Here is a 22,187-nt window from a genome sequence, read left to right as displayed (position 1 = left end):
ATCTCTTTTTTGAGTAAAGTTAACTGCTGACTACAACCATTGTAGTTTAAGGTTTTTTGCTCAGTATCATATAGCTCTTTTCTCAATGCCAGAAAGCGGTTATATACAAACCTTGCACAACCAATAGTCTTATTAATTAAGACTTCTTGATTGTGATTAGGAATTAGTGTAACTTTAAACGCTTTTTGCATTTCTCTAACAAATGTTTCGCTGTGATAATCTTACCATAATACGCAAGCATCTGCTATTCTAAATATAGAAATATGGAACGCCTAACTCATGACTTGAAGTCACGAGTGTGCGGCTTACAGAAATCAAACCGGATTCCTATAGATGACATAAGCAGGGGATGAGCAATGCCCATGCCCCCCCATCACTGAAATGCTTAAACTAAGACAAAATTGTCCTGAGTTAGCGTGGTAGTATCAAATCCAGTGAGCGCCGCTAGGGTTTGATTACCTAAGCTAATCTCATTGCCAGAGAAGGACAACTGATTAAAACTCAGTCCGCCAGACAAGCCGATTTGATCGCTTTGACCTAAACTAAAGTCAGTAATCGTATCCCGACCTGCGGCTGTCGCCAGCAAGAAGATATCGCTACCAGTACCGCCAGTCAGGTTATCATCTCCCCTGCCACCGTCGAGGAAATCGTTACCCCCACCGCCAACGAGTAGGTCTTGACCATTACCGCCCACAAGGCTGTCATTACCGTCATCACCATAGAGTTTGTCATCACCATTACCGCCCGAAAGAGTGTCATTACCTGCACCACCGCGCAGCAGGTCATCGCCACCCAGACCGTCGATTGTGTCATCACCCAACTGAGCATTAATCACATCAGCAGAATTAAAACCACTGACATTGTTATTCAGGTCGTTGAGGAATGTGACTGTGTTGCGGTTGAAGACAGTAGTTGAGGTGGAGTCGGCATCGAAGACATCAAAACTATCAGTAATGGTGGTTTCCCCATCAAATAGGATATTGCCAAGGCCAGTTAGGTTATCTAGATTTTCCAAGGCAAAGTTTTGCAAGATTACCTTGGGACTGTTGGCGACGTTTTCAAAGGAGACTTCCAGATTGCTACCATTTTTAGTTAGCAGCAGATTGCCCGCGGTTAAGCCAGCCCCCTGGAATTTCAAGATATCAATTTCGGCAATTACTGCTGGCGGAGGGTTTGAGCCTTTACCTATACCACCTAAATCGGTAATAGTATCTGTACCGTCGCCCAAGTTGAAGACAAATCTATCCTTGTCGCCCCGGCCGATGAGGGTGTCGTCACCCTGATTACCCGTGATGGTATCGTTACCAGCTAACCCATAGATGGTGTTGTTGCTGGCTGTGCCTGTAAGGTTATCAGCATTCGGGGTTCCCATCAAGTTGAGGGGAGTGACTGTCAGGTTAAAGATATCGCTGACATTGGCGTTGCTGGTATCCTTGGCAGTAAGTTTAACGCTGATGGTTCCGACATTACCAGCCGCAGGAGTGCCACTGAAGGTGCGAGTATTGGCGTTGAAGCTCAACCACGAGGGTAGGGGATTATCGTTATCTAAGGTAGCAGTGTAGGTTAAGGTGTCTCCTACATCAATATCAGCAAAAGTGTTGGCGGGGAAGGTAAAGTTGAAGGCACTGTTTTCTGTGGTAGTTGTGTCTGAAAGAGCATTTACTAAAGTTGGTGCATCATTAACACCGTTGATGGTGAGATTAACCGTTGCTGTGCTAGTGCCACCATTGCCATCATCGATAGTATAAGTAAAACTGTCGCTGGCAGTGGCTCCCACACTCAAAGATTCAAATTGACCCTGAGGGTTATAGACAAAACTGCCATTGCTGGTAAGGGTTAGCAAAGCACCAGAATTTAAAGTAATCTCGTTGCCTACAGCCGCAGCATTGCCATTCACCTGTGTCACCGTTAAAGTGTCGTTGTTCGGGTCACTGTCAGCTGTGGTGGGATTGGCAATTAGCACATTACCGTTGAGAACTTGATCCTCATTCGTGCTGAAGGCATCATCGACGGCGACGGGGGGTTGATTAGCAGAAGGACTTACCGCCACTGTAGTCCTTACCACCGCACTCGTGTTACTGAAAGGTTGCCCGTCATCAACGACAAACTCAATTGTCCGGTTAGTGGTGTTGGGAGAGGCAGCTGTATTGTTGTAGGTAAGGCTGGCAAGGACTTGTCGGTAATTGGCAATTGTATCCGTGCCGCTGAGGGTGAGAATGCCTGTAGTGGCATTGTAAGTAGCGGTGATGTTACCAATAGCAGTAGCGCCGAGGCTTTCGGCTGCCCCATCCAAGAGATTAGTAATAGTGATGGTAGCACCAGCTAGGGCAGCATTGTTGTCCGTCAGGGTGAAGTCGCTATCAACAATGGAGACGGGAGTGCCAGTAAAGGTGGTGCTAAAATCAATCCCCACCAAGTTACTGCTACCGCCAGCACCGATGTTAGCGTAGCCAAATACCACGTAGGTCTGCCCTGAATCAGAGCGGTTGCGGAAGTAACCCGGTGCCCCGATCATCAGGTCGTCGAAGCCGTCACCGTTGACATCCCCAGCACTGCTGACAGAGCTGCCTGAGAAGTCACTCCCTGGGATGCCATTGATGGTAAAGCCGTTAGCGCCGTTGAGAGTGGAGAGGTTGAAGGTCGGGCTAAAGCCACTGCTGCTGCCAAACACCACGTAGCTCTGCCCTGAATACATGCCGCTGGGGGAGGCACCTCTTACCCCGATAATCAGGTCGTCGAAGCCGTCACCGTTAACATCCCCAGCACTGCTGACAGATATGCCTGGGAAGCTATTCCTTGGGATGCCGTTAATAGCGAAGCCGTTAGCGCCGTTGAGGCTGGAGAGGTTGAGGGTCGGGCTAAAGCCACTGCTGCCAAACACCACGTAGCTCTGCCCTGATAAAGAGCCATTGGGATCGGCACTAGGTGCCCCGATAATCAAGTCGTCGAAGCCGTCACCGTTGACATCCCCGGCACTGCTGACAGAGGAGCCTGACAAGTCACTCCCTGGGATGCCATTGATGGTAAAGCCGTTAGCGCCGTTGAGGGTAGAGAGGTTGAGGGTCGGGCTAAAGCCACTGCTGCTGCCAAACACCACGTAGCTCTGCCCTGAAGAGTCGGCACCAGGTGCCCCGATAATCAGGTCGTCGAAACCGTCACCGTTGACATCCCCGGCACTGCTGACAGAGGAGCCTGAGCTGTCACCCTGTGCGATGCCATTGATGGTAAAGCCGTTAGCGCCGTTGAGGGTAGAGAGGTTGAGGGTCGGGCTAAAGCCACTGCTGCTGCCAAACACCACGTAGCTCTGCCCTGAATTAGAGCCATTGGGGTCGGCATATCTTGCCCCGATAATCAGGTCGTCGAAGCCGTCACCGTTGACATCCCCGGCACTGCTGACAGAGGAGCCTGATCTGTCACCCTGTGCGATGCCGTTAATAGCGAAGCCGTTAGCGCCGTTGAGGGTGGAGAGGTTGAGGGTGGGGCTAAAGCTACTGCTGCTGCCAAACACCACGTAGCTCTGCCCTGAGTTGGAGCCGTTGGGGTCGGCATATCTTGCCCCGATAATCAGGTCGTCGAAGCCGTCACCGTTGACATCCCCAGCACTGCTGACAGACCTGCCTGATTGGTCATATGCGGCGATGCCGTTAATAGCGAAGCCGTTAGCGCCGTTGAGGGTGGAGAGGTTGAGGGTCGGGCTAAAGCCACTGCTGCTGCCAAACACCACATAGCTCTGCCCTGAATAAGTGCCGTTGGGGGAGGCACCTCTTGCCCCGATAATCAGGTCGTCGAAGCCGTCACCGTTGATATCCCCGGCACTGCTGACAGAGGAGCCTGAGAAGTCACCCTCTGTGATGCCGTTAACAACGAAGCCGTTAACGCCGTTGAGGTCAGATAAGTTGAAAACTGAATTTGCCATGAGTTTTTCCTTCGATTTGAGATTTTAGACTTTGGAAATCCCGTTCAATGCCTCTTCACAAGGCAGGAGTTAGTTATTTCTCCCTCATTTCCTTGCTTGCCTTCACCCGGTAATTTGGGGTTGGTCGAGTAGCTGCGGAGATCAGGAATCTGTCCCAACAGTGATCAGCCGCCGGATTTCATCGCTCTTGAAGCCAACTGCCATCGGTCGTCGCACCCCTGGTAATGCAACTACGTCGTACAGTTCCAGCACCACCCCTTCTAGGTGCAAGGAATGGACAATATCCCCACTTTTGAGGTCAATTACCAGCAGTCCGCAATGGGCTTGTGCCTGCTTGGCTTGCAACTTTTCATCTAGCAGCAGCCCGCTAAAGGTTTTGTTGTACCTGGGTTGGGAAATCCCCACCACCGCGAAGTCGCCATGAAAGGCTAATCCACGCTGGTAACCTGGACAGAAAGCCACCGGTTCAAATACCCCCCGCTCTAAGTCCACGTAACCAAATTCCCCTGTGCCAGAGTTGAGCAGCCACAGTTTGTCTCGATACCACCGGGGGGAGTGGGGCATTGACAGTCCTGCCAACACTATTTCGTTGCTCTCTACATCGATGACGCAACCGCCATTGGCTCGCTTGTCCCGCCATCCCTGGGCTACATCCGACTGACTGATGGCACTGACGTACTTCGGTTTTCCTGAGCGCAGTGCCAACCCGTTCAGATGACACCTGTCTTCTGCCGCTAGCTTGGAGATAAACGGGGGCTGCCACAGAGGGACGAAGCTGTGGGTTTCGCTGACTGTGGCCAGACAGCTAAATAGAGTATTGACAAATATCAATTTCTGTGAATTTTCAGATTCTGGGGAATTGCTGATGGCGATGTCATGGATGTCTAAATCTCCAGTGATGTAACCCACTTGCGGCAGGTAGAGGGCATCGTAGCCGTTGTGGACTTGTCCAGGTTCGAGAGTGTTTTCCAATCGCCACAGTTGGTAGAGGGAACTCATATATAAGCTGCTTCCCTGGCTATACAAGCCCATGCAGCGATCAAAAGTCCGCTCAAATACAGACAGCCGCTTGTCGGGTTGCAAGCCTATGAAAAACACTTTGCCTGCTTGGTAGGTGGAGAATGACAAACTGAGATTTTGCTCATATAGCCAAGAGGTGAATTGTCTAGAAGCGTTGATTTCTAGTCCACTAGAGGCAGAAACAGGAGTTTGAGTCATTGGTGCTGTTGGTTCAAGGGGGCTGGGTATTGGGTACTAAAGGGAATGGCACCCTCGTGAAGCTGAGTTCGATGGCTGGAATTTGACCTTTCTCCACCTCTGGTCAATCTCTGCTTTCAGGAGAGGTTCAGTTTTTGTCCCCTTGGGGAGAAACCTGTGCAAAATTGGTCAGTCAACGCTTTTTGGCGGTTTTTACAATCTCATTTTCACCCAAGATATTAGGTTATGCCGCCAAAAAGCTCCCAATTTACCCATCTAACGAGTAGATTTTGGATCAGGAACCCCCAATGGAAGGATAACTTTGATGAAACCCCTGTAGGGGGGTGGAGAGACGCTTAAAAACCCGATTATTTCAAAGAATTTATTCATGGTTTTCTCTCTCTTCGTACTAGAAAAAACTCAGGAACAGAAGTGGTGTATTGTTTGGGGACGGCATAGATGCGTCGCCCCTTGTCGTTAGACATGGCACAATTTATAAGCTGGGTTAATTTTTGCAAGCCGATGCAATAACAATGGGTAGTGTGATTTACACACTATTATCTCATTTGCTATAGCAGTCCTAAATCATTTGTGAACACAAAGATACCCGACTTCTTAGAGAAGTCGGGTATCTGACTCACTTTATGTTCACAAATCAAATAGGATTGCTATAGAGTACGGTTAGTATTGAATATCACTTGTTTTTGGACTTGGGGCTGGTAAAATGTCGAAAATCAGGTTAATGCCCGTTTTTGTTCAGGGGTGATAAGTGTTCAAAAAGCGATGAATTTTGAACACTTATCAGGATGTTAGGGTCTAATACCCCTACCCTAAGGGAACGCCAAGGGCATAGGTCTACACGTAGCTTTTGTTTCAGTCGGGGTTTAAATAAGAGTCGGAAACAGTCTTTATTTTTTAACTTATATCCATCAAAATTAATGACCTGGGGTCACGCTTCGCTATCGTACTCACCGCAAAGACAACAACAGCAGAAACTGAACCAGCCCCACCTTATTAATGTTACTGATAAATTAGATTGACTTTTCTCTATCCTAAAACTTGTGGCGCATCAACTCGCAAACTCAACTGGTCAGAACGCAGAGTTAAAAAAGGCTGATTTAAACCAACACCAGAAAAAGGACTTTCAGGGGGAACTTCTAACTGAGAACCAATCAAACCCAACAAAGACTCAAATTCTGCCCCATATATGAGCAAATCAGTACCCATTGCACTGAAACCAGAGATGCTTAACCTTTGTCTCCATGCTAACTTTTGCCCTTGATAGTTAAGACTACAGAGTTTTCGGTTTCCCTGACGGACAGTGACATCCTCTCCTTTTTCCCAAGTAAACTCAGCGAGTTCTTTTGGTAGTCCCCAAATTTCTTGACCACCAGCTAGCGAGTCAGCATGATCTACATAAATGTGAGAAATCCAACCACCTATTTTTCCGCCATAACCCACCATTGCCGGCGCGATAATTAACTCGCTGTACTCCAGAACTGAGCCTGACCCATAATTCGATACATACACACTACCAAGGGTTTTACCAGGCCAGACAGAAATTATCTCTAACTCTGCGGGAATTAGGGGACGTACTTTGTCAATATTCACCAAATGCAGAGTTTGGATAGCATAGCCTCGAAGCGTCCAAGGTGCAGAGGGGTAGGGCATATAGGAACCTACAGTATTTTACAGATAAATATAGTGATAAACCCAACCAAATATATCATCTTTCTGAGGTATCCTTAACCATCTATGCTGTGCAATAGTAAATACGTAATCTCCTGTAACAATTTCTGTGACGTCGATATCTATTAAATAAGTTAAGTTGCTTTCGGGGGTAGATGCGGTTTCATTACTTAAAAAAAAGTTGTATTAAAATTTTGCAATAAATAGTATAAAAATTTACAAATTTTTGGTTGAATATGACACTAGTATCATAGTTTATGACATTCAGCTAATTAATCAGTACTAGCATCAAAATATGGCAAGACGATTTTTTCATCGGCGGCAGTTTCTAGTCTATGCTTCTGCTTCCTTGGGGACTAGTTTTTTGTTAAAGGGTTGTGTGAATAATCCTGAAAGTAATCCTACACAAACTCCGGCTACTGGTTCATCTCCCGTTGCCGAACCGGCTGCTGGAAATAGCATTAAAGTTGGGATTCTGCATTCTCAAAGTGGCACAATGGCGATTAGTGAAAAAAGCGTTGTTGATGCTGAACAATTGGCAATTAAAGAAATCAATACTGCTGGAGGAGTCTTAGGTAAAAAGATAGAAGCAATAGTAGAAGATGGCGCTTCTAACTGGGATATCTTTAAAGAAAAAGCCAAAAAGCTGATAGAACAAGATAAAGTTGCCGTAGTTTTTGGCTGTTGGACTTCTGCTAGCCGCAAGAATGTTAAACCAGTATTTGAAAGCAGTGATCACATGCTTTGGTATCCAGTCCAATATGAAGGTCAAGAATGTTCTAAAAACATATTTTATACTGGGGCTACTCCCAATCAACAAATTGAACCATCTGTAGATTGGTTGTTAAAAAACAAGGGTAAAGAATTCTTTTTAGTCGGTTCTGATTACGTGTTTCCTCGTACTGCTAACACAATTATTAAAGCACAACTAGAAGCCCTTGGCGGGAAAACAGTAGGAGAAGATTATTTACCTTTAGGTAACACAGAAGTTACAGCCATCATTACCAAAATTAAGCAAGCTTTGCCTAATGGGGGAGTGATTTATAATACCCTCAATGGTGATAGTAATGTTGCTTTCTTCAAACAATTAAAGGGAGCAGGTTTAACACCAGATAAATATCCTTCTATGTCTGTCAGTATTGCTGAAGAAGAAGTTAAAGCAATTGGTGTTGATTATCTCAAAGGTCACTATGCAGCCTGGAATTATTTTCAAACAGTTGACACACCTGCGAACAAAAAATTTGTCGCGGCTTTTAAGAAAGAGTATGGCGAAAATAGGGTAACAAATGACCCAATGGAAGCGGCTTATGTTGCCGTTTATTTGTGGAAGCAATCAGTAGAAAAAGCTCAAACTACAGATTTAAATAAGGTGCGTGCGGCGGCTTATGGTCAAACTTTAGATGCACCTGAAGGCAAAGTTACAATGAATGCTAATCATCACTTATCAAAAATTGTCCGCATTGGTCAAGTTAGAGATGATGGTTTGTTTGATATTGTCTATGCTACTCCTGCACCTGTTGAGCCAATTCCCTGGAATCAATTTGTGAAAGAAACTAAGGGATTTGCTTGTGATTGGTCAGACCCGGCTAAGGGTGGCAAATACGAAAAAGTATAGAGGTATGTAGAGACGCTATAGACAACGTCTCTACCTTTGAAAAAAAGAGGTTTAAATTTAATATGGTTGAGAGGAAAAAGTGCTAATTTCCGGATTTTTAGAAGCTGTATTTAATGGGATTAGTATTGGCGCTGTATTATTAATTGCCGCCCTAGGGTTAGCTATTGTATTTGGGCTAATGGGTGTGATCAATATGGCTCATGGTGAATTGATGATGTTGGGAGCATACACAACCTTTGTGATTCAAAATGCTTGTAAACAACTGGGGGGATTTTGGTTTGAAAGTTATATTTTCTTAGCTTTAATAATCGCGTTTATTCTCACGGCTGTTGTAGGATTGATTTTGGAACAAGGGGTAATTAAATATCTTTATGGGCGTCCCCTAGAAACTTTATTAGCAACTTGGGGAGTGAGTTTAATTTTACAGCAATTTGTCCGCAGTATAAACTGGGTGCTAATGATTGCAATTGTGCTGTTTTCTCTATTATTATTTGGCGGTTTATGGTTGTTAAAGCAACGCACAAATTTTGGTCAAATTCGCCAATGGGTTGTAGCGGTGATGTTATTCTTATCTCTGGGAGTAGCCACAGCAACAGGTAAAGTTCTCAGTGAAACATATAAATTAGCAGTTACTCAACCCTGGTTTGGCGCTCAAAATTTAGATGTTTCTGCTCCTAGTTGGTTGCAAGATGGAATATCTTTAGGTGGTGTACAGTTGCCCTATGCCAGGTTATTTATTATTGCTTTAACGATTATTTGTGTTGGGGGAGTTTATCTATTTTTACAGCAATCGCGCTGGGGGTTAAGGATTCGCGCTGTCACTCAAAATCGGAGTATGAGTGCTTGTTTAGGTATCCCAACTCAAAAAGTTGATGCGATTACTTTTGCCCTGGGTTCGGGATTAGCTGGGATAGCTGGATGTGCAATTAGTTTGCTCGGTTCTGTGGGGCCAAATACGGGGCAAAATTATATTGTTGATACGTTTATGGTTGTTGTTGTGGGTGGTGTGGGTAATTTAGCAGGTAGTATTGTTGCTTCATTGGCTATTGGGACAATAACTTACTTAATTGGTTCAGAAACTATATCTCGGCTATTAACGGCAATACCACCTTTAGCAGATTTCTTTAATTTTTTTGCGACAACAAGTATGGCTAAAGTGATGGTATTTGCCTTGATTATTGCCTTTTTGCAGTGGAAGCCAGCGGGGATTTTTCCCCAGAAAGGTAGGGCTTTTGATGTATAGGATAAATTTCTAAAATGCTAAGAGTATGAATAAGAAAGGAATACGTTTAATTTTAATTGAGGTGGGGGTGGTTGTGGCGATCGCACTTTTCCTCATCTTGATCATCCCATCTGTACTTTCAGGGTTTCGGCTAAATCTGCTAGGACGCTTTCTAGCACTGGCGATTGTGGCTTTGGGGATTGATTTGATTTGGGGTTACACTGGGTTACTTAGCTTGGGACATGGGATATTTTTTGGTTTAGGCGGATATGCGATCGCCATGTACCTGAAACTCCAAGTTCCCCCAGGTGAATTACCTGATTTTATGGGACTTTACGGTGTTACAGAACTTCCCTGGTTTTGGCAACCTTTTTATTCATTTCCCTTTGCTGCAATTGCTGTGGTTATCCTCCCAGCTTTATTAGCCGGATTACTCGGATATTTAGTATTTCGTAATCGCATTCGCGGAGTGTATTTTTCTATATTCACACAAGCGGCAACGATTGTATTTTTTAACTTCTTTAATGGACAACAAGGACTGTTTAACGGCACTAATGGACTAATAGATTTTACAACTTTATTTGGCTTAAGATTCAGCGATTCCCCAACTCAACTTATTTTTTACATTCTTACAGTAATCTCACTCGCCCTTACCTATGGCATTTGTCGTTGGTTAACAAGTGGACGTTTTGGAAAGCTGTTAATTGCCATTCGTGATGATGAAAGCCGGATGCGCTTTTCTGGTTATAATCCCACTGATTTTAAAGTATTAGTCTTTGCTATTTCTGGTGCGATCGCAGGTATTGCCGGAGCATTATACACCCTTGAGAGTGGTTCTGTTTCGCCTAGAGCAATGGATATTGCCTTTTCTATCGAAATGGTGATTTGGGTAGCTGTAGGGGGACGCGCTACATTAATTGGGGCAGTATTAGGAGCTTTATTCGTAAACTATGCCCGTGCTTTTTTAAGTGAACAATTTGCCGGGTTTTGGCAATTTTTCCAAGGTGCGCTATTTTTAATCGTCGTTACAGTGCTTCCTGATGGCATAGTCGGATGGTTCCAAAATCAACTCTTAAACAATTCAAAATTCAAAATTCAAAATTCAAAATTAAAAGATGATTGTGATTAAATTACCAATTACCAATTACCAGTCCTAACTAGATAACTACAAACTTACGTTAATTGATACTTATCCTAGCTTAGAAGAAAGCCCCGAAGTGCACCATGAACGGCAAAATATTGGAAACAGAAAATCTGACAGTTAATTTTGATGGGTTTAAGGCATTAAACCAGTTAAACTTTAGTATGGATCTAGGAGAATTGCGAGTAGTCATCGGCCCTAATGGTGCTGGTAAAACTACATTTCTCGATGTGATCACAGGTAAAGTCAAACCAACCCAAGGACGAGTTTTATTTAAAGGTAAAAGTATTCATTCCTTAGCAGAACATCAAATTGCCCGTTTAGGAATTGGGCGCAAATTTCAAACTCCCCGAATTTACCTGAACTTAACACCCAGAGAAAACTTAGAAATTACTTGCAACCGGAATAAGAATGTGTTTTCTAGCTTATTTCGTCGTCCATCAAAAAACGAAGAAATAAAAGTTAAGGGGTTACTCGCTACTATTGGTTTAATTAATCAGGCAGATATGGCCGCCGGTTTACTTTCTCATGGAGAGAAGCAACGCCTAGAAATTGGGATGTTATTAGCCCAGTCTCCCGATTTATTACTAGTTGATGAACCTGTAGCTGGATTAACAGATGAAGAAACGGAAAATGTAGGTAACTTGCTCTTAGAAATAGCTGAAAGTTATTCAATTTTAGTTATTGAGCATGATATGGAATTTGTCAGACAAATTGCCCGGAAGGTGACAGTTTTGCACGAAGGCTCAGTTTTGTGTGAAGGCAGTATTGAAGAGGTACAACAAGACCCCCGTGTAATTGAGGTGTATTTGGGTCAACAGGAATAAAATGATGTTAGAGATATCTAATTTAAACGTTTATTATGGCGAAAGTCATATTTTGCGAAATGTTGATTTGAGCGTCCAACCAGGGCAAATGGTGTGTCTTATTGGGCGTAATGGTGTTGGTAAAACTACCATGCTAAAAACGATTATGGGGTTACTTCAACCCCGTAGCGGTGAAATTAAATTTGATGGACAAATAATTAATTTAAAATCTCCTGACCAAAGGGCAAAAATGGGAATTGGTTATGTACCCCAAGGAAGAGAAATAATTCCCCAGTTAACAGTTAAAGAAAATTTGTTGTTGGGGTTAGAAGCGAGAAAGAAAAGGGAGAAAAGTCAAGAAATTTCTGAGGAGATTTTCAGCCTATTTCCGGTGTTGCAAAAGATGCTAACGCGCCGGGGTGGGGATTTGAGTGGAGGACAACAGCAACAATTAGCGATCGCCCGTGCTTTAATGGGACAACCCCAACTACTCGTCTTAGACGAACCCACCGAAGGTATCCAACCCTCAATTATCCTAGAAATTGAAGCTGCTGTTCGCCGCATTGTCGCTACCACAGGCATTTCTGTATTACTCGTAGAACAACACCTGCACTTTGTCCGCCAAGCAGATTACTATTACGCGATGCAAAAAGGTGGTATTGTTGCGACCGGTGCCACCAGCGAACTCAGCCAAGAAGTGATTCAAAGGTTTTTAGCTGTTTGATACTTGCAAACTAAAAAAATACCCATCTAAGTATTTACATAGATGGGAAAGTATTGTTTAGGGGTAAGCTAATTATTTGGTTTCAGTGAAATCAGCATCAATCACATCATCACCACTACCGCTAGAGGGAGGAGCACCGCCGTCCTGAGGTTCAGCACCAGGTGCAGCACCACCAGTTTGTTGATAAAGATTGCTACCGACTGAGAATAGCGCTTGTTGCAATTCTGGCGTTAGCTTCTTGATTTGCTCGTCATCTTCCTTAGCCACAGCTTCCCGGATGTCTTTCACCAAACCTTCAACTTTGGTTTTGTCAGCAGCGGGAACTTTATCACCTAATTCTTGCAGTTGCTTCTCAGCTTGGTATGCCAAAGAGTCAGCTTGGTTTTTGCGTTCAATCCTTTCACGCCGTTCTTTGTCGCTAGAAGCGTTTTGTTCGGCTTCGCGCACCATCCGGTCAACGTCATTTTTATCCAAGGTGGAAGCGCCAGTAATGCTGATGGATTGTTCTTTACCGGTGCCTTTGTCTTTGGCGGTGACGTTAAGGATACCGTTGGCGTCAATATCAAAGGTAACTTCAATTTGGGGGACGCCCCGTGGTGCTGGAGGAATGCCATCGAGGCGGAAGGTTCCCAGGCTCTTATTATCGTTGGAAAATTCCCGTTCCCCTTGGAGGACGTGAATTTCTACGTTGGTTTGTCCATCCACAGCGGTGGAGAAGACTTCTGATTTCTTGGTGGGAATTGTGGTGTTGCGGGGGATAATTTTGGTCATCACACCGCCGAGGGTTTCCACACCCAAGGATAGGGGTGACACATCTAATAGCAAGATGCCAGTAACATCACCAGCCAACACCCCTGCTTGAATCGCTGCACCAACTGCCACGACTTCATCGGGGTTAACGGTTTGGTTGGGGTCTTTACCTAATACCCGCTTCACTACCTCTTGGACTGCGGGGATGCGGGTAGAACCACCAACTAACACGACTTCATCAATATCGGTTTTGGTTAACTTGGCATCTCTGAGGGCATTTTCTACAGGGATGCGGCAACGGTCGATTAAGTCCGAGCAAAGTTCTTCAAACTTGCCGCGAGTTAGGGTTGTATCCAGGTGCTTGGGGCCGTCCTGGGTAGCGGTGATAAATGGCAGGTTGATTTCGGCTTGGGTGACGCTAGAAAGTTCAATTTTGGCTTTTTCTGCGGCTTCAGTCAGACGTTGTAAGGCTTGTTTATCTTTGCGGAGGTCAATACCTTCTTCTTTTCTAAACTGTTCAGCTAAGAAATCTACTATTTTTTTATCGAAGTCGTCACCGCCGAGGTGAGTATCACCAGATGTGGCTAGTACTTCAAATACGCCATCACCTACTTCTAGGACGGATACGTCGAAGGTACCACCACCAAGGTCAAACACAAGGATGGTTTCGTTGCTCTTTTTGTCAAAGCCATAAGCCAGAGAGGCGGCTGTTGGTTCGTTGATAATCCGCAGGACTTCAATACCAGCTATTTTGCCAGCGTCTTTTGTAGCTTGGCGCTGGGAGTCGTTGAAGTATGCAGGGACGGTGATTACTGCTTGGGTGACAGTTTCGCCAAGATATTTGCTGGCGTCTTCAACTAGTTTGCGAAGAACTTGTGCAGAAATTTCTTCAGGAGAAAATTGTTTGCCAGCCCCTGGAGAGTCTAGCTTGACGTTACCGCCGCTGCTTAATACTTTGTAAGAAACTTCGGTTGTTTCTTTAGTGACTTCGTCGTAACGACGACCGATAAAGCGTTTGACCGAGTAAAAGGTGTTTTCGGGGTTCATCACCGCTTGGCGTTTGGCGATTTGACCAACCAAGCGATCGCCATTTTTGGCAAATGCAACCACTGATGGCGTTGTCCGAAAACCTTCTGCATTAGCAATTACTGTCGGTTTACCGCCTTCCATCACTGCCACGCAGGAGTTAGTCGTCCCTAAGTCAATTCCAACTACTTTTGCCATTTTAGGTGCTGGCTCCGTATAACTACAAATGAATGAATGGGAATATAAAGGGCTAAATATTGAACCAACTGATTGATTTGCAACAGTCAGTTCAGCATCAATACCTTTGCCTTGCCTTTCCTGGGGTGAAAATCCCAAGTTATGCTGATATATATACTGATGTTGTGTAGCCTGTCCATGAAGGGTGGTTTCCCGAACCTAGAATAGGACGGTTAATATTCGGTTCATGGATTGCTTTAGTCTCACTCTGTCTAATGTATGAGAATTAATACTTTCACGAATTGGGGTGAACCGTAATTCTCTAGTCGTATTTGCCGTCTTTGAAGGAATTGCGGAGAACCTAAAGTAGGTAGAGATAGCAAAAAGAGCGATGATGGTGGTTGACTCTGGTAACTGCACGACAAGCATCAAAGACACGATAGATAGATTATTGATTACCGACCCATCTGTACTAGCACTGTGCAGGTGGACATCGCCAACACAACAACTTAATTAAAGATGGCAAATATACCATAAATTATCGCAAAGTTACATTATTTTTTTTAATCTATTCGTTAGTATTTAGTTATGAGCAAAATAGAAATGCTGGAAAAAGGTGCTATTAGTGGTAGACCCTTCAATCCATCAAAAGCGGGTGGAAAGATATTAGAACTCTCTTATAGAAAGGTAAAGATTACAAACAAGGGTGCTGATATAGTCGAAGCTCACGTCCGCAGGTTTAATCCTGTTGGCGATGAAGAGATAAAAATGGTAGAGCGGTTAAGAAAAATAGCAGCAAATGAACTCGTAGCTGAACCAGTCGATCTCCGCTTCTATACCCATGAACTCCGGGAGTACTTGAGGTATAAACAACTTGGATACCCAACTGGACAGCCAGATGATCCAGATGCGGCTTATGAACTCTGGAATAATGCTCACACAGCAACACTAGAGGATTATGGGCTAAAGGAAGGGACTGGCGTGTTATTTATGGAAATAACTTTGTAAAATGATGCTCTGCTAGGGCGTAAGCATTCAGGTAGAGCTTTTAATATCTGTCTAAAACCTCTACCTGAATACTCAAAACATATTATTTTTTAGCCTCAAATCCTCTTAAAATTAAAGATGGGAGGGATATTCATGAAAAACTCAATCCAATTAACTCAACTCGAATTAGTACTTATAAAATTAGTCGCCAAAGGACAGGGTAATTGGAGTTGGTATGAACTAGCCAATTCTCTTTCTCGCCTAGACGTACCAAGAGAACCTGACATGATGGTGGTACTAAAGGATCTGGTGGCTAAGGGTTTGCTTGAAAGACACATACAACCAGGATCACCACGCGATCGCTGGGAGTTGACACCAGCAGGTACTAAAATCCTGATGGAATATCAATATCATCAAGATATGGTATCTCCAAGCTAAACTCAAAAATTGTATGATTTCCCTGTCCCCCACTCTTCAAGCTAGACTTTCCCAACCCCTAAAAATTGGCTCATTGGAGGTTAAAAGCCGCGTTCTCCAGTCGCCGTTATCTGGGGTGACAGATATGGTGTTTCGCCGCCTCGTGCGCCGCTATGCGCCAGATTCGATGTTGTATACAGAAATGGTAAATGCTACGGGGTTGCACTATGTCAAGGAATTACCCAAAATTATGGAGGTAGACCCCAAGGAACGACCGATCAGCATTCAGTTGTTTGATTGTCGTCCAGATTTTTTGGCGGAAGCAGCAATTAAGGCAGTTGCTGAAGGTGCGGATACGGTTGATATTAATATGGGGTGTCCGGTTAATAAAATTACTAAAAATGGCGGTGGTTCTTCGCTGTTGCGACAACCAGAAGTAGCCGAGGCAATTGTCCGGGAAGTGGTGAAAGCTGTTGATGTGCCTGTAACCGTAAAAACCCGGATTGGCTGGAATGATCAAGAAATTACGATTCTTGACTTTGCTAAACGGATGGAAGATGCTGGCGCAAAAATGATTACGGTGCATGGACGCACCCGCGCCCAAGGTTACAATGGTAATGCCCGCTGGGAATGGATTGCTCGTGTGAAGGAAGTGCTTGACATCCCGGTAATTGGTAATGGGGATATTTTTTCTGTTGAGGCAGCGGTGAGATGTTTAGAGCAAACTGGTGCTGATGGGGTGATGTGTTCCCGTGGGACTTTGGGTTATCCGTTTTTGGTGGGTGAAGTTGACCATTTCCTGAAAACTGGGGAGTTGTTACCGCCACCAAACCCGATTCAGCGGTTGGAATGTGCCAGAGAACATTTGCAAGCTTTGTGGGAATACAAGGGAGATCGCGGTGTGCGTCAAGCCCGCAAGCACATGACTTGGTATGCTAAAGGCTTCGTCGGTGCTGCTGATTTGCGTGGCAAGTTAAGCCTAGTGGAAACGGTGGAGCAAGGTTTGAATTTTATTGATCAGGCGATCGCACAGTTGGCAAATGGTTATGAACCAGAATTAGAGGTAGAATCTGATTTGTCTTTGGTATAAAAAATCTTCCTGTTTTCAGCTAAATCAAATAGTTCTAGTTGTGGCAACTAGGTTTTCTACAACAGGTTTCCATCGTCCTGTGAAAATACATCCTTGTTCATCAGCTAGTAAAAAAGTGCAAAAAAAGCTAAATTGGTGAAGATTCATCACGAAACGGGAACATTTAAGGTAGCTAACGCTGTAAGATTTGTGTCAGGTCATTTTGACTGCAATCAACCAGACACAGAGCGGTAAAAGCGTTCCCTTCGATGCAGATAAATAAAATCTGGAGAGAGAAAAATACTGGCGACACAATCCAGTAAGTAACGCTTTTATCTACCTAAATTTCATGGGATTGCACTGCTCTTTGTCGGGCTATAGTATAACTGGTAGTGGTCTTACCATCGCTCCAAACCATTATTCAATGCATTAGTTTTGGAGGTTCGCCATGAAAGTTACCATCCGAGATAGCAAAATTCTGAAAACTATAGAACCTAATGTTTTAGAAACATATTTGAAAAGTAATGGCTGGGAGGAGAAAGGACATATTTATGATGATGCTGGAACAATTTGGAGTTTTAAAAAATATGCTGAAGGTGAGTTTGAAATACTACTACCATTAAGACAAAATTTATATGATTATGCAGCCAGAATTGTTGATGCTATGAAGATATTAGAAGAAGTAGAAAATCGCTCACAAATGGATATTTTAAGTGAGCTAATTACCACTTACCCCGATATTAATATTCAGGCTGTAGTGATGCAAATTCAAACGCCTAATCCAGATAAATTAAGCGGAGAAATTATCCTACTAGGCGTTGTTGTCGATAAACTACGGAGAATTCACACCGAACTATCTGGGTATAATTATATTTTAGCTATTAAAGCTTATCAAGAACGTTTACCAGTCTTTTGTAGCGGTGATTTAATTAAAGAAAATAATATATTTATTCTCAAATATCCTCGGCAATTTAGCTTAAGTAAACTCGCAGATTCTTAAATATTCCTATTCAAACTTACAGAAGATTTTTAATTAGAAGGCACTCTTGCAAACCCTATAAATAAATTTAAGTAGTTTCAAACAAGCACAGTTTTTTTCTGGCGCTGGGGGTGCCATCAAAAAATATTTTTACCAGCATGGGTGGCTCTTGCAAGAGTGCCTTTTTTTGCTCAACTCAACCGCTGACGCAACCACAAAGCCAATAAAGGTAAGGCTAATCGGTAACCCTGCTCTGCATTGTAAATTAAACCTTTGTGCTGTAATCCGGTTAAGGCCCCCTGAATACTCCCACCACGGGAAAGACCATGTTTTTGAATATACTCTTTACTTTGTGGCTTCTCTGTGGGATCAAGTGCTAAAGATTCCAGCAAATGTACCTGATTAGCTGGGAGTAACATCAGTAAAGACTCAAAGGTGATAGACAAGTCTTTGAGTAGTCCCTCAATTGCTTGCTGTACATCTTTTTCAGTAATTAACCCATCAGCAGAGGGTAAAGTTGGCAGACGGCGAATTAGTGACATAGCATCACCAATATGTCCTTGCACAGCATTTAAGAATAGTTGCAAAGCGACTGAGCGGGAATCAAATTTTAGCCCCTGTGTATGCAATATTTCCCTGGCCCAGACAGCCAAAACATCCTTAGCTAAAGGAGCTAACTGTATAGTTTCTAAGGGATAGTTAGTTTCATCTGCATGGTGACTTGTTTCGGCAATAGTGGCGATCAAAATGTAACTAACATGAGTTTGCGCCTTAATTTCTCTCCTGAATGTGGTTTCCCACAAACCATTGCGATCCCATGAGCGAATATGAGGGAAACTCTGCAAAATTATTACCGCCTGCTTATTTAAGTCAACAGCCATAATTTGTGGCAAGTTGAGCAAGATTTCAAATGCTTGCCATAGCTGTTTCTGGTTAAGCGATCGCCATAATTTGAGTTTGCCGTCTGGATGAAAGCAAAAAAACTCCACCGCATTTTGAGCAACCCAGCCTTGAATTTTTGCTGGTTGCCAGTTTTGGCTAATTGCTTCCGCTAGTAATTGAACAAATCGCTCCCCATCTGTAGCACGGATGCAGTCTATCTCCAGTGCGATCGCTCCAACTTCTTGCGCCCCAGCCCGGACGAGGGTACGCCTTCCACTACCAGGTACGCCAGTAATCAACAAATCGCCATCTTGGGCCAGTACTTCTACGAGGTGCTGAAATTCTGCTGATCGCCCAATTAATTGCAAAGGAGTAGACAAATCCAAGTTCACGCGCTTTTTGCCTTTGACTTCAATCCCAACCGTAACGAAAGCATAAACCATTGAGAGCAACTATGATTAGTATCAAAATTAAATGGTGTTGTATTTTTATTAGCACTAATGAAGCGTGCTATAAAATATTTAGCACTTTACATAAAGTATTAATAATTATGGCTCAGGTAACATCTACCGTGGCAGCAGAAGAGAAGCCGCCCACCGTTTGGTATGCTCTGGATAGTAAACAAGTGATCGCCCGCCTTTCAAGTGATGCCCATCAAGGTTTGGATAGTGCTACAGCCAAACAACTGTTAACTGATTTGGGGGCAAACGAACTCACAGGAAAGAAAAGCAAACCCTGGTGGTTGAAGTTTCTGCTGCAATTTAACCAGCCATTATTAATTATTTTATTGTGTGCCGGTTTGGTGAAAGTACTAACTGGCAGTTTTGTCAATGCCGGGGTAATTTGGGGCGTGACGATTACCAATGCCATGATTGGATTTGTGCAAGAATCAAAAGCGGAAAATGCGATCGCCGCCTTAGCCAAAGCGATTACCACAGAAGCCACACTCATCCGCGACGGTCAAAAAATCCGCATATCCTCCCGCGAATTAGTACCCGGAGACATAGTGCTATTGACTTCTGGCGATAAAGTCCCCGCAGATTTACGGTTAATCCAAGTTCGCAATTTACAAATTGATGAATCCGCCATCACCGGGGAATCAGTAGCCGTAGAAAAAAATACCCAAATTTTACAGCCAGATGCTGCCTTAGGCGATCGTAAAAACATGGCTTATGCCGGAGGCTTCGTTACCTTTGGGCAAGGAACAGGAATCGTAGTAGCCACGGGTAACGCCACAGAAACAGGGCGCATTTCCCAGTTAATGGAGCAGCACACCGACATTTCCACACCATTAACCCGCAAATTCGACAAATTCAGCCAAAATTGGCTTTACATGGTGCTAGCCCTAGCAACCCTCTGCTTTGTAGTCGGCTTAAGCTTTCGCGGCTTTCAAGAAGCCCTAGAAGCCGCTGTGGCTTTAACAGTCAGCGCCATTCCCGAAGGCTTACCCGCAGTAGTCACCGTCACCCTAGCAATTGGTGTTTCCCGCATGGCCCGGCGTCATGCCATTATCCGCAAATTACCAGCCGTGGAAACATTAGGGAGTGCAACTGTGATTTGTTCCGATAAAACCGGAACTTTAACAGAAAACCAAATGACAGTACAAGCCATCTATGCAGGAGGAAGGCAGTATACATTTACCGGAATAGGTTACACCCCCACAGGGGAAATTTTAGTAGATGAAAAACCAGTAGACTTAAACAGGGCAAAGGGCTTGCAAGAATGTCTGATTGCAGGTTTGTTGTGCAACGATTCCCACCTAGAAAAGAAAAATGGCAGGTGGGAAGTGATCGGAGATCCCACAGAGGGAGCCTTAATTGCATCAGCTAACAAAGCAGGTTTCCAGCAGACTGCCTTAAATCAGCAAATGCCCAAGCTAGATAGCATTCCCTTTGAATCAGATTATCAATACATGGCGACTTTGCACGCCACACCCCAAGGTACAACTATATATATCAAAGGTTCAGTAGAAGCAATTCTCCAGCGCTGCAACCTAATGCTAAATACTGACGGAGAACCCCGCCCCTTAGATTGTGTAGAAACGTTACGGCAAACCACTATCGAGCGGGAAGTAAATATTATGGCACGTCAGGGCTTACGGGTGTTAGCTTTGGCGAAAAAACCTGTATCCAATGAGCAAAACGGGGTAGATCATCCAGATATAGCCAACGGTTTAATTTTCTTGGGATTGCAGGGGATGATTGATCCCCCCCGTGAGAGTGCGATTAAGGCGGTGCAAGCCTGTCAGTCGGCGGGAATTCAGGTAAAAATGATTACCGGAGATCATGCAATTACCGCCCAAGCGATCGCCCGGCGCATGGGAATCAACAACAACGGCGCAGTTTTAGCCTTCACAGGTGCAGAACTGGCAAAAATGGATCAAACAGAACTCGCCCAAGTTGCCCAAGAGGGAGCAGTATTTGCCCGTGTCGCCCCCGAACAAAAGTTACGCTTAGTCGAAGCTTTGCAATCAAAAGGCGAAGTCGTCGCCATGACAGGAGACGGTGTCAACGATGCACCAGCATTAAAACAAGCCGACATTGGCATTGCAATGGGCGGTGCTGGTACAGAAGTTGCCAAAGAAGCCTCCGATATGCTGCTTACCGATGATAATTTTGCCTCTATTGAAGCAGCAGTTGAAGAAGGGCGAGCAGTTTACAAAAACCTATTAAAAGCCATTTGCTTTATTTTGCCCGTCAACGGTGGGGAATCAATGACGATTTTGATTAGCACCTTATTAGCTAGAGATTTGCCAATTTTATCTTTGCAAGTTCTCTGGCTAAATATGCTAAATTCTATCACCATGACAGTACCCTTAGCCTTTGAACCCAAGGGAAAAAATGTGATGGCACAACCACCACGCCGTCCTAATGAACCATTGCTCTCCCGTAGTCGGTTAGGACGAATTTTAGCAATTTCACTCTTTAACTGGATTGTGATATTTGGAGTATTTGAATATATCCGGCAAACAACAAATAATATAGATTTAGCCCGGACAATGGCGATTAACTCTTTGATTGCCGGACGGATATTTTACTTATTGAGCATTAGTCAATTAGTGCCTAATTTGATGGCGAGGCTGTCGGGCACATTGCCAAATAATAATCGTGTTCCCGTAATTGGGTTGGGAATTATCGGCGCAATTCTTTTGCAAATTGTATTTGCTCATGTACCATTAATTAATGATGTCTTTGAAACAGCACCATTGAGTTTACAACAGTGGTTATTTTGTTTGGCTGTGGGTTCACCAATGATTATTTGGTCGGCGTTTGTCAATCGTTTTGATCCGCCAAATTAAGGAGTTTAGGTTTCGCACAAAGGCGCAAAAGCGCAAAGAAGAGTCTAAGCCGGTGGGCAAATGATGCCTACCTTATTTTTTTATTAAAACACGTTTGCGTAGGTTCTCGAAGAGAAGATATCAATACTACTCAGTTAAGCCCAAAATCCTGCCCCGAACTAAAGTAAGCTAAAAGCTTACTGGACAATCTTTTAACCCATTTTAATGGGTTTAAGCTTTAAGCCGGAAATTTATTTCGCGGCTTACTGTTTACCGAAAAAGACTGGCATCGATGCCATCGGCTAGATGTAGC

Annotated in this window: 16 protein-coding genes; 10 read left to right on the top strand and 6 right to left on the bottom strand. The window is 44.0% G+C overall.

Annotated features, from left to right (window positions below):
- The 4 genes from H6G32_RS14215 to H6G32_RS14200 all read right to left on the bottom strand — a co-directional run.
- Positions 1–191 (bottom strand): helix-turn-helix domain-containing protein (locus H6G32_RS14215; RefSeq protein WP_190459290.1); only part of this gene is annotated, 191 nt, incomplete at its 3' end.
- Between the two features lie 194 nt (positions 192–385).
- Positions 386–3,916: a putative Ig domain-containing protein gene (locus H6G32_RS14210; protein ID WP_190459288.1), complete on the bottom strand. Its 3,531-nt coding sequence runs from the start codon at positions 3,914–3,916 to the stop codon at positions 386–388.
- Between the two features lie 141 nt (positions 3,917–4,057).
- On the bottom strand, positions 4,058–5,134 hold the full coding sequence (locus H6G32_RS14205) for a TIGR03032 family protein (RefSeq protein WP_190459285.1): 1,077 nt from the start codon (positions 5,132–5,134) through the stop codon (positions 4,058–4,060).
- A gap of 1,026 nt (positions 5,135–6,160) precedes the next feature.
- Entirely contained in the window at positions 6,161–6,784 is a 624-nt protein-coding gene (locus H6G32_RS14200) for an acetoacetate decarboxylase family protein (protein WP_190459282.1), read from the bottom strand.
- Between the two features lie 313 nt (positions 6,785–7,097).
- Here H6G32_RS14200 and urtA point away from each other — a divergent pair, with 313 nt between their 5' ends.
- The 5 genes from urtA to urtE all read left to right on the top strand — a co-directional run bounded on the left by urtA (position 7,098) and on the right by urtE (position 12,310).
- Positions 7,098–8,417, top strand: a complete 1,320-nt coding sequence (gene urtA, locus H6G32_RS14195; RefSeq protein WP_190459280.1) for an urea ABC transporter substrate-binding protein — start codon at positions 7,098–7,100, stop codon at positions 8,415–8,417.
- A 79-nt stretch (positions 8,418–8,496) separates the two neighbouring features.
- Complete coding sequence (locus H6G32_RS14190; RefSeq protein WP_190459278.1) at positions 8,497–9,660, top strand: ABC transporter permease subunit; 1,164 nt, start codon at positions 8,497–8,499, stop codon at positions 9,658–9,660.
- 25 nt (positions 9,661–9,685) lie between these two features.
- On the top strand, positions 9,686–10,768 hold the full coding sequence (urtC, locus tag H6G32_RS14185) for an urea ABC transporter permease subunit UrtC (RefSeq protein WP_190459275.1): 1,083 nt from the start codon (positions 9,686–9,688) through the stop codon (positions 10,766–10,768).
- 95 nt (positions 10,769–10,863) lie between these two features.
- Complete coding sequence (urtD, locus tag H6G32_RS14180; RefSeq protein ID WP_190459273.1) at positions 10,864–11,607, top strand: urea ABC transporter ATP-binding protein UrtD; 744 nt, start codon at positions 10,864–10,866, stop codon at positions 11,605–11,607.
- A gap of 4 nt (positions 11,608–11,611) precedes the next feature.
- Positions 11,612–12,310 carry an urea ABC transporter ATP-binding subunit UrtE gene (urtE, locus tag H6G32_RS14175; protein ID WP_190459305.1) on the top strand — a complete coding sequence of 233 codons (699 nt, stop codon included), beginning with the start codon at positions 11,612–11,614 and terminating at the stop codon, positions 12,308–12,310.
- A gap of 72 nt (positions 12,311–12,382) precedes the next feature.
- Here urtE and dnaK read toward each other — a convergent pair whose 3' ends face one another.
- Positions 12,383–14,284 (bottom strand): molecular chaperone DnaK, encoded by a 1,902-nt coding sequence (dnaK, locus tag H6G32_RS14170; RefSeq protein ID WP_190459270.1) that lies wholly within the window; start codon positions 14,282–14,284, stop codon positions 12,383–12,385.
- Positions 14,285–14,851: 567 nt separating this feature from the next.
- On the opposite strand from dnaK, the gene H6G32_RS14165 reads away from it, so the two are divergent.
- The 4 genes from H6G32_RS14165 to H6G32_RS14150 all read left to right on the top strand — a co-directional run bounded on the left by H6G32_RS14165 (position 14,852) and on the right by H6G32_RS14150 (position 17,736).
- Entirely contained in the window at positions 14,852–15,271 is a 420-nt protein-coding gene (locus H6G32_RS14165; protein ID WP_242046597.1) for a hypothetical protein, read from the top strand.
- Between the two features lie 132 nt (positions 15,272–15,403).
- Positions 15,404–15,688, top strand: a complete 285-nt coding sequence (locus tag H6G32_RS14160; protein WP_190459269.1) for a hypothetical protein — start codon at positions 15,404–15,406, stop codon at positions 15,686–15,688.
- A 13-nt stretch (positions 15,689–15,701) separates the two neighbouring features.
- Positions 15,702–16,757 (top strand): tRNA dihydrouridine synthase DusB, encoded by a 1,056-nt coding sequence (dusB, locus tag H6G32_RS14155; protein WP_190459267.1) that lies wholly within the window; start codon positions 15,702–15,704, stop codon positions 16,755–16,757.
- A 427-nt stretch (positions 16,758–17,184) separates the two neighbouring features.
- The gene (locus H6G32_RS14150; protein ID WP_190459265.1) at positions 17,185–17,736 is read left to right on the top strand and encodes a hypothetical protein; all 552 of its coding nucleotides are present in this window, start codon (positions 17,185–17,187) and stop codon (positions 17,734–17,736) included.
- A gap of 170 nt (positions 17,737–17,906) precedes the next feature.
- Here the strand turns inward: H6G32_RS14150 and H6G32_RS14145 are convergent, their stop codons facing one another.
- On the bottom strand, positions 17,907–19,040 hold the full coding sequence (locus H6G32_RS14145; RefSeq protein ID WP_190459263.1) for an ATP-binding protein: 1,134 nt from the start codon (positions 19,038–19,040) through the stop codon (positions 17,907–17,909).
- A gap of 107 nt (positions 19,041–19,147) precedes the next feature.
- On the opposite strand from H6G32_RS14145, the gene H6G32_RS14140 reads away from it, so the two are divergent.
- Positions 19,148–21,895 (top strand): cation-translocating P-type ATPase, encoded by a 2,748-nt coding sequence (locus H6G32_RS14140; protein ID WP_190459262.1) that lies wholly within the window; start codon positions 19,148–19,150, stop codon positions 21,893–21,895.
- The last annotated feature ends 292 nt before the right edge of the window (positions 21,896–22,187 follow it).

Origin of the sequence: Cylindrospermum sp. FACHB-282 (assembly GCF_014697195.1) — a bacterium.
GTDB lineage: Bacteria > Cyanobacteriota > Cyanobacteriia > Cyanobacteriales > Nostocaceae > Cylindrospermum.
This window is presented reverse-complemented; position numbering and strand designations above follow the sequence as displayed.

Bases quoted from the DNA above. Each gene is read 5' to 3' on its own strand.
- H6G32_RS14210 (WP_190459288.1), bottom strand. From the start codon at position 3,916: ATGGCAAATTCAGTTTTCAACTTATCTGACCTCAACGGCGTTAACGGC.
- H6G32_RS14205 (WP_190459285.1), bottom strand. From the start codon at position 5,134: ATGACTCAAACTCCTGTTTCTGCCTCTAGTGGACTAGAAATCAACGCT.
- H6G32_RS14200 (WP_190459282.1), bottom strand. From the start codon at position 6,784: ATGCCCTACCCCTCTGCACCTTGGACGCTTCGAGGCTATGCTATCCAA.
- urtA (WP_190459280.1), top strand. From the start codon at position 7,098: ATGGCAAGACGATTTTTTCATCGGCGGCAGTTTCTAGTCTATGCTTCT.
- urtC (WP_190459275.1), top strand. From the start codon at position 9,686: ATGAATAAGAAAGGAATACGTTTAATTTTAATTGAGGTGGGGGTGGTT.
- urtD (WP_190459273.1), top strand. From the start codon at position 10,864: ATGAACGGCAAAATATTGGAAACAGAAAATCTGACAGTTAATTTTGAT.
- urtE (WP_190459305.1), top strand. From the start codon at position 11,612: ATGTTAGAGATATCTAATTTAAACGTTTATTATGGCGAAAGTCATATT.
- dnaK (WP_190459270.1), bottom strand. From the start codon at position 14,284: ATGGCAAAAGTAGTTGGAATTGACTTAGGGACGACTAACTCCTGCGTG.
- H6G32_RS14165 (WP_242046597.1), top strand. From the start codon at position 14,852: ATGAGCAAAATAGAAATGCTGGAAAAAGGTGCTATTAGTGGTAGACCC.
- H6G32_RS14160 (WP_190459269.1), top strand. From the start codon at position 15,404: ATGAAAAACTCAATCCAATTAACTCAACTCGAATTAGTACTTATAAAA.
- dusB (WP_190459267.1), top strand. From the start codon at position 15,702: ATGATTTCCCTGTCCCCCACTCTTCAAGCTAGACTTTCCCAACCCCTA.
- H6G32_RS14150 (WP_190459265.1), top strand. From the start codon at position 17,185: ATGAAAGTTACCATCCGAGATAGCAAAATTCTGAAAACTATAGAACCT.
- H6G32_RS14145 (WP_190459263.1), bottom strand. From the start codon at position 19,040: ATGGTTTATGCTTTCGTTACGGTTGGGATTGAAGTCAAAGGCAAAAAG.
- H6G32_RS14140 (WP_190459262.1), top strand. From the start codon at position 19,148: ATGGCTCAGGTAACATCTACCGTGGCAGCAGAAGAGAAGCCGCCCACC.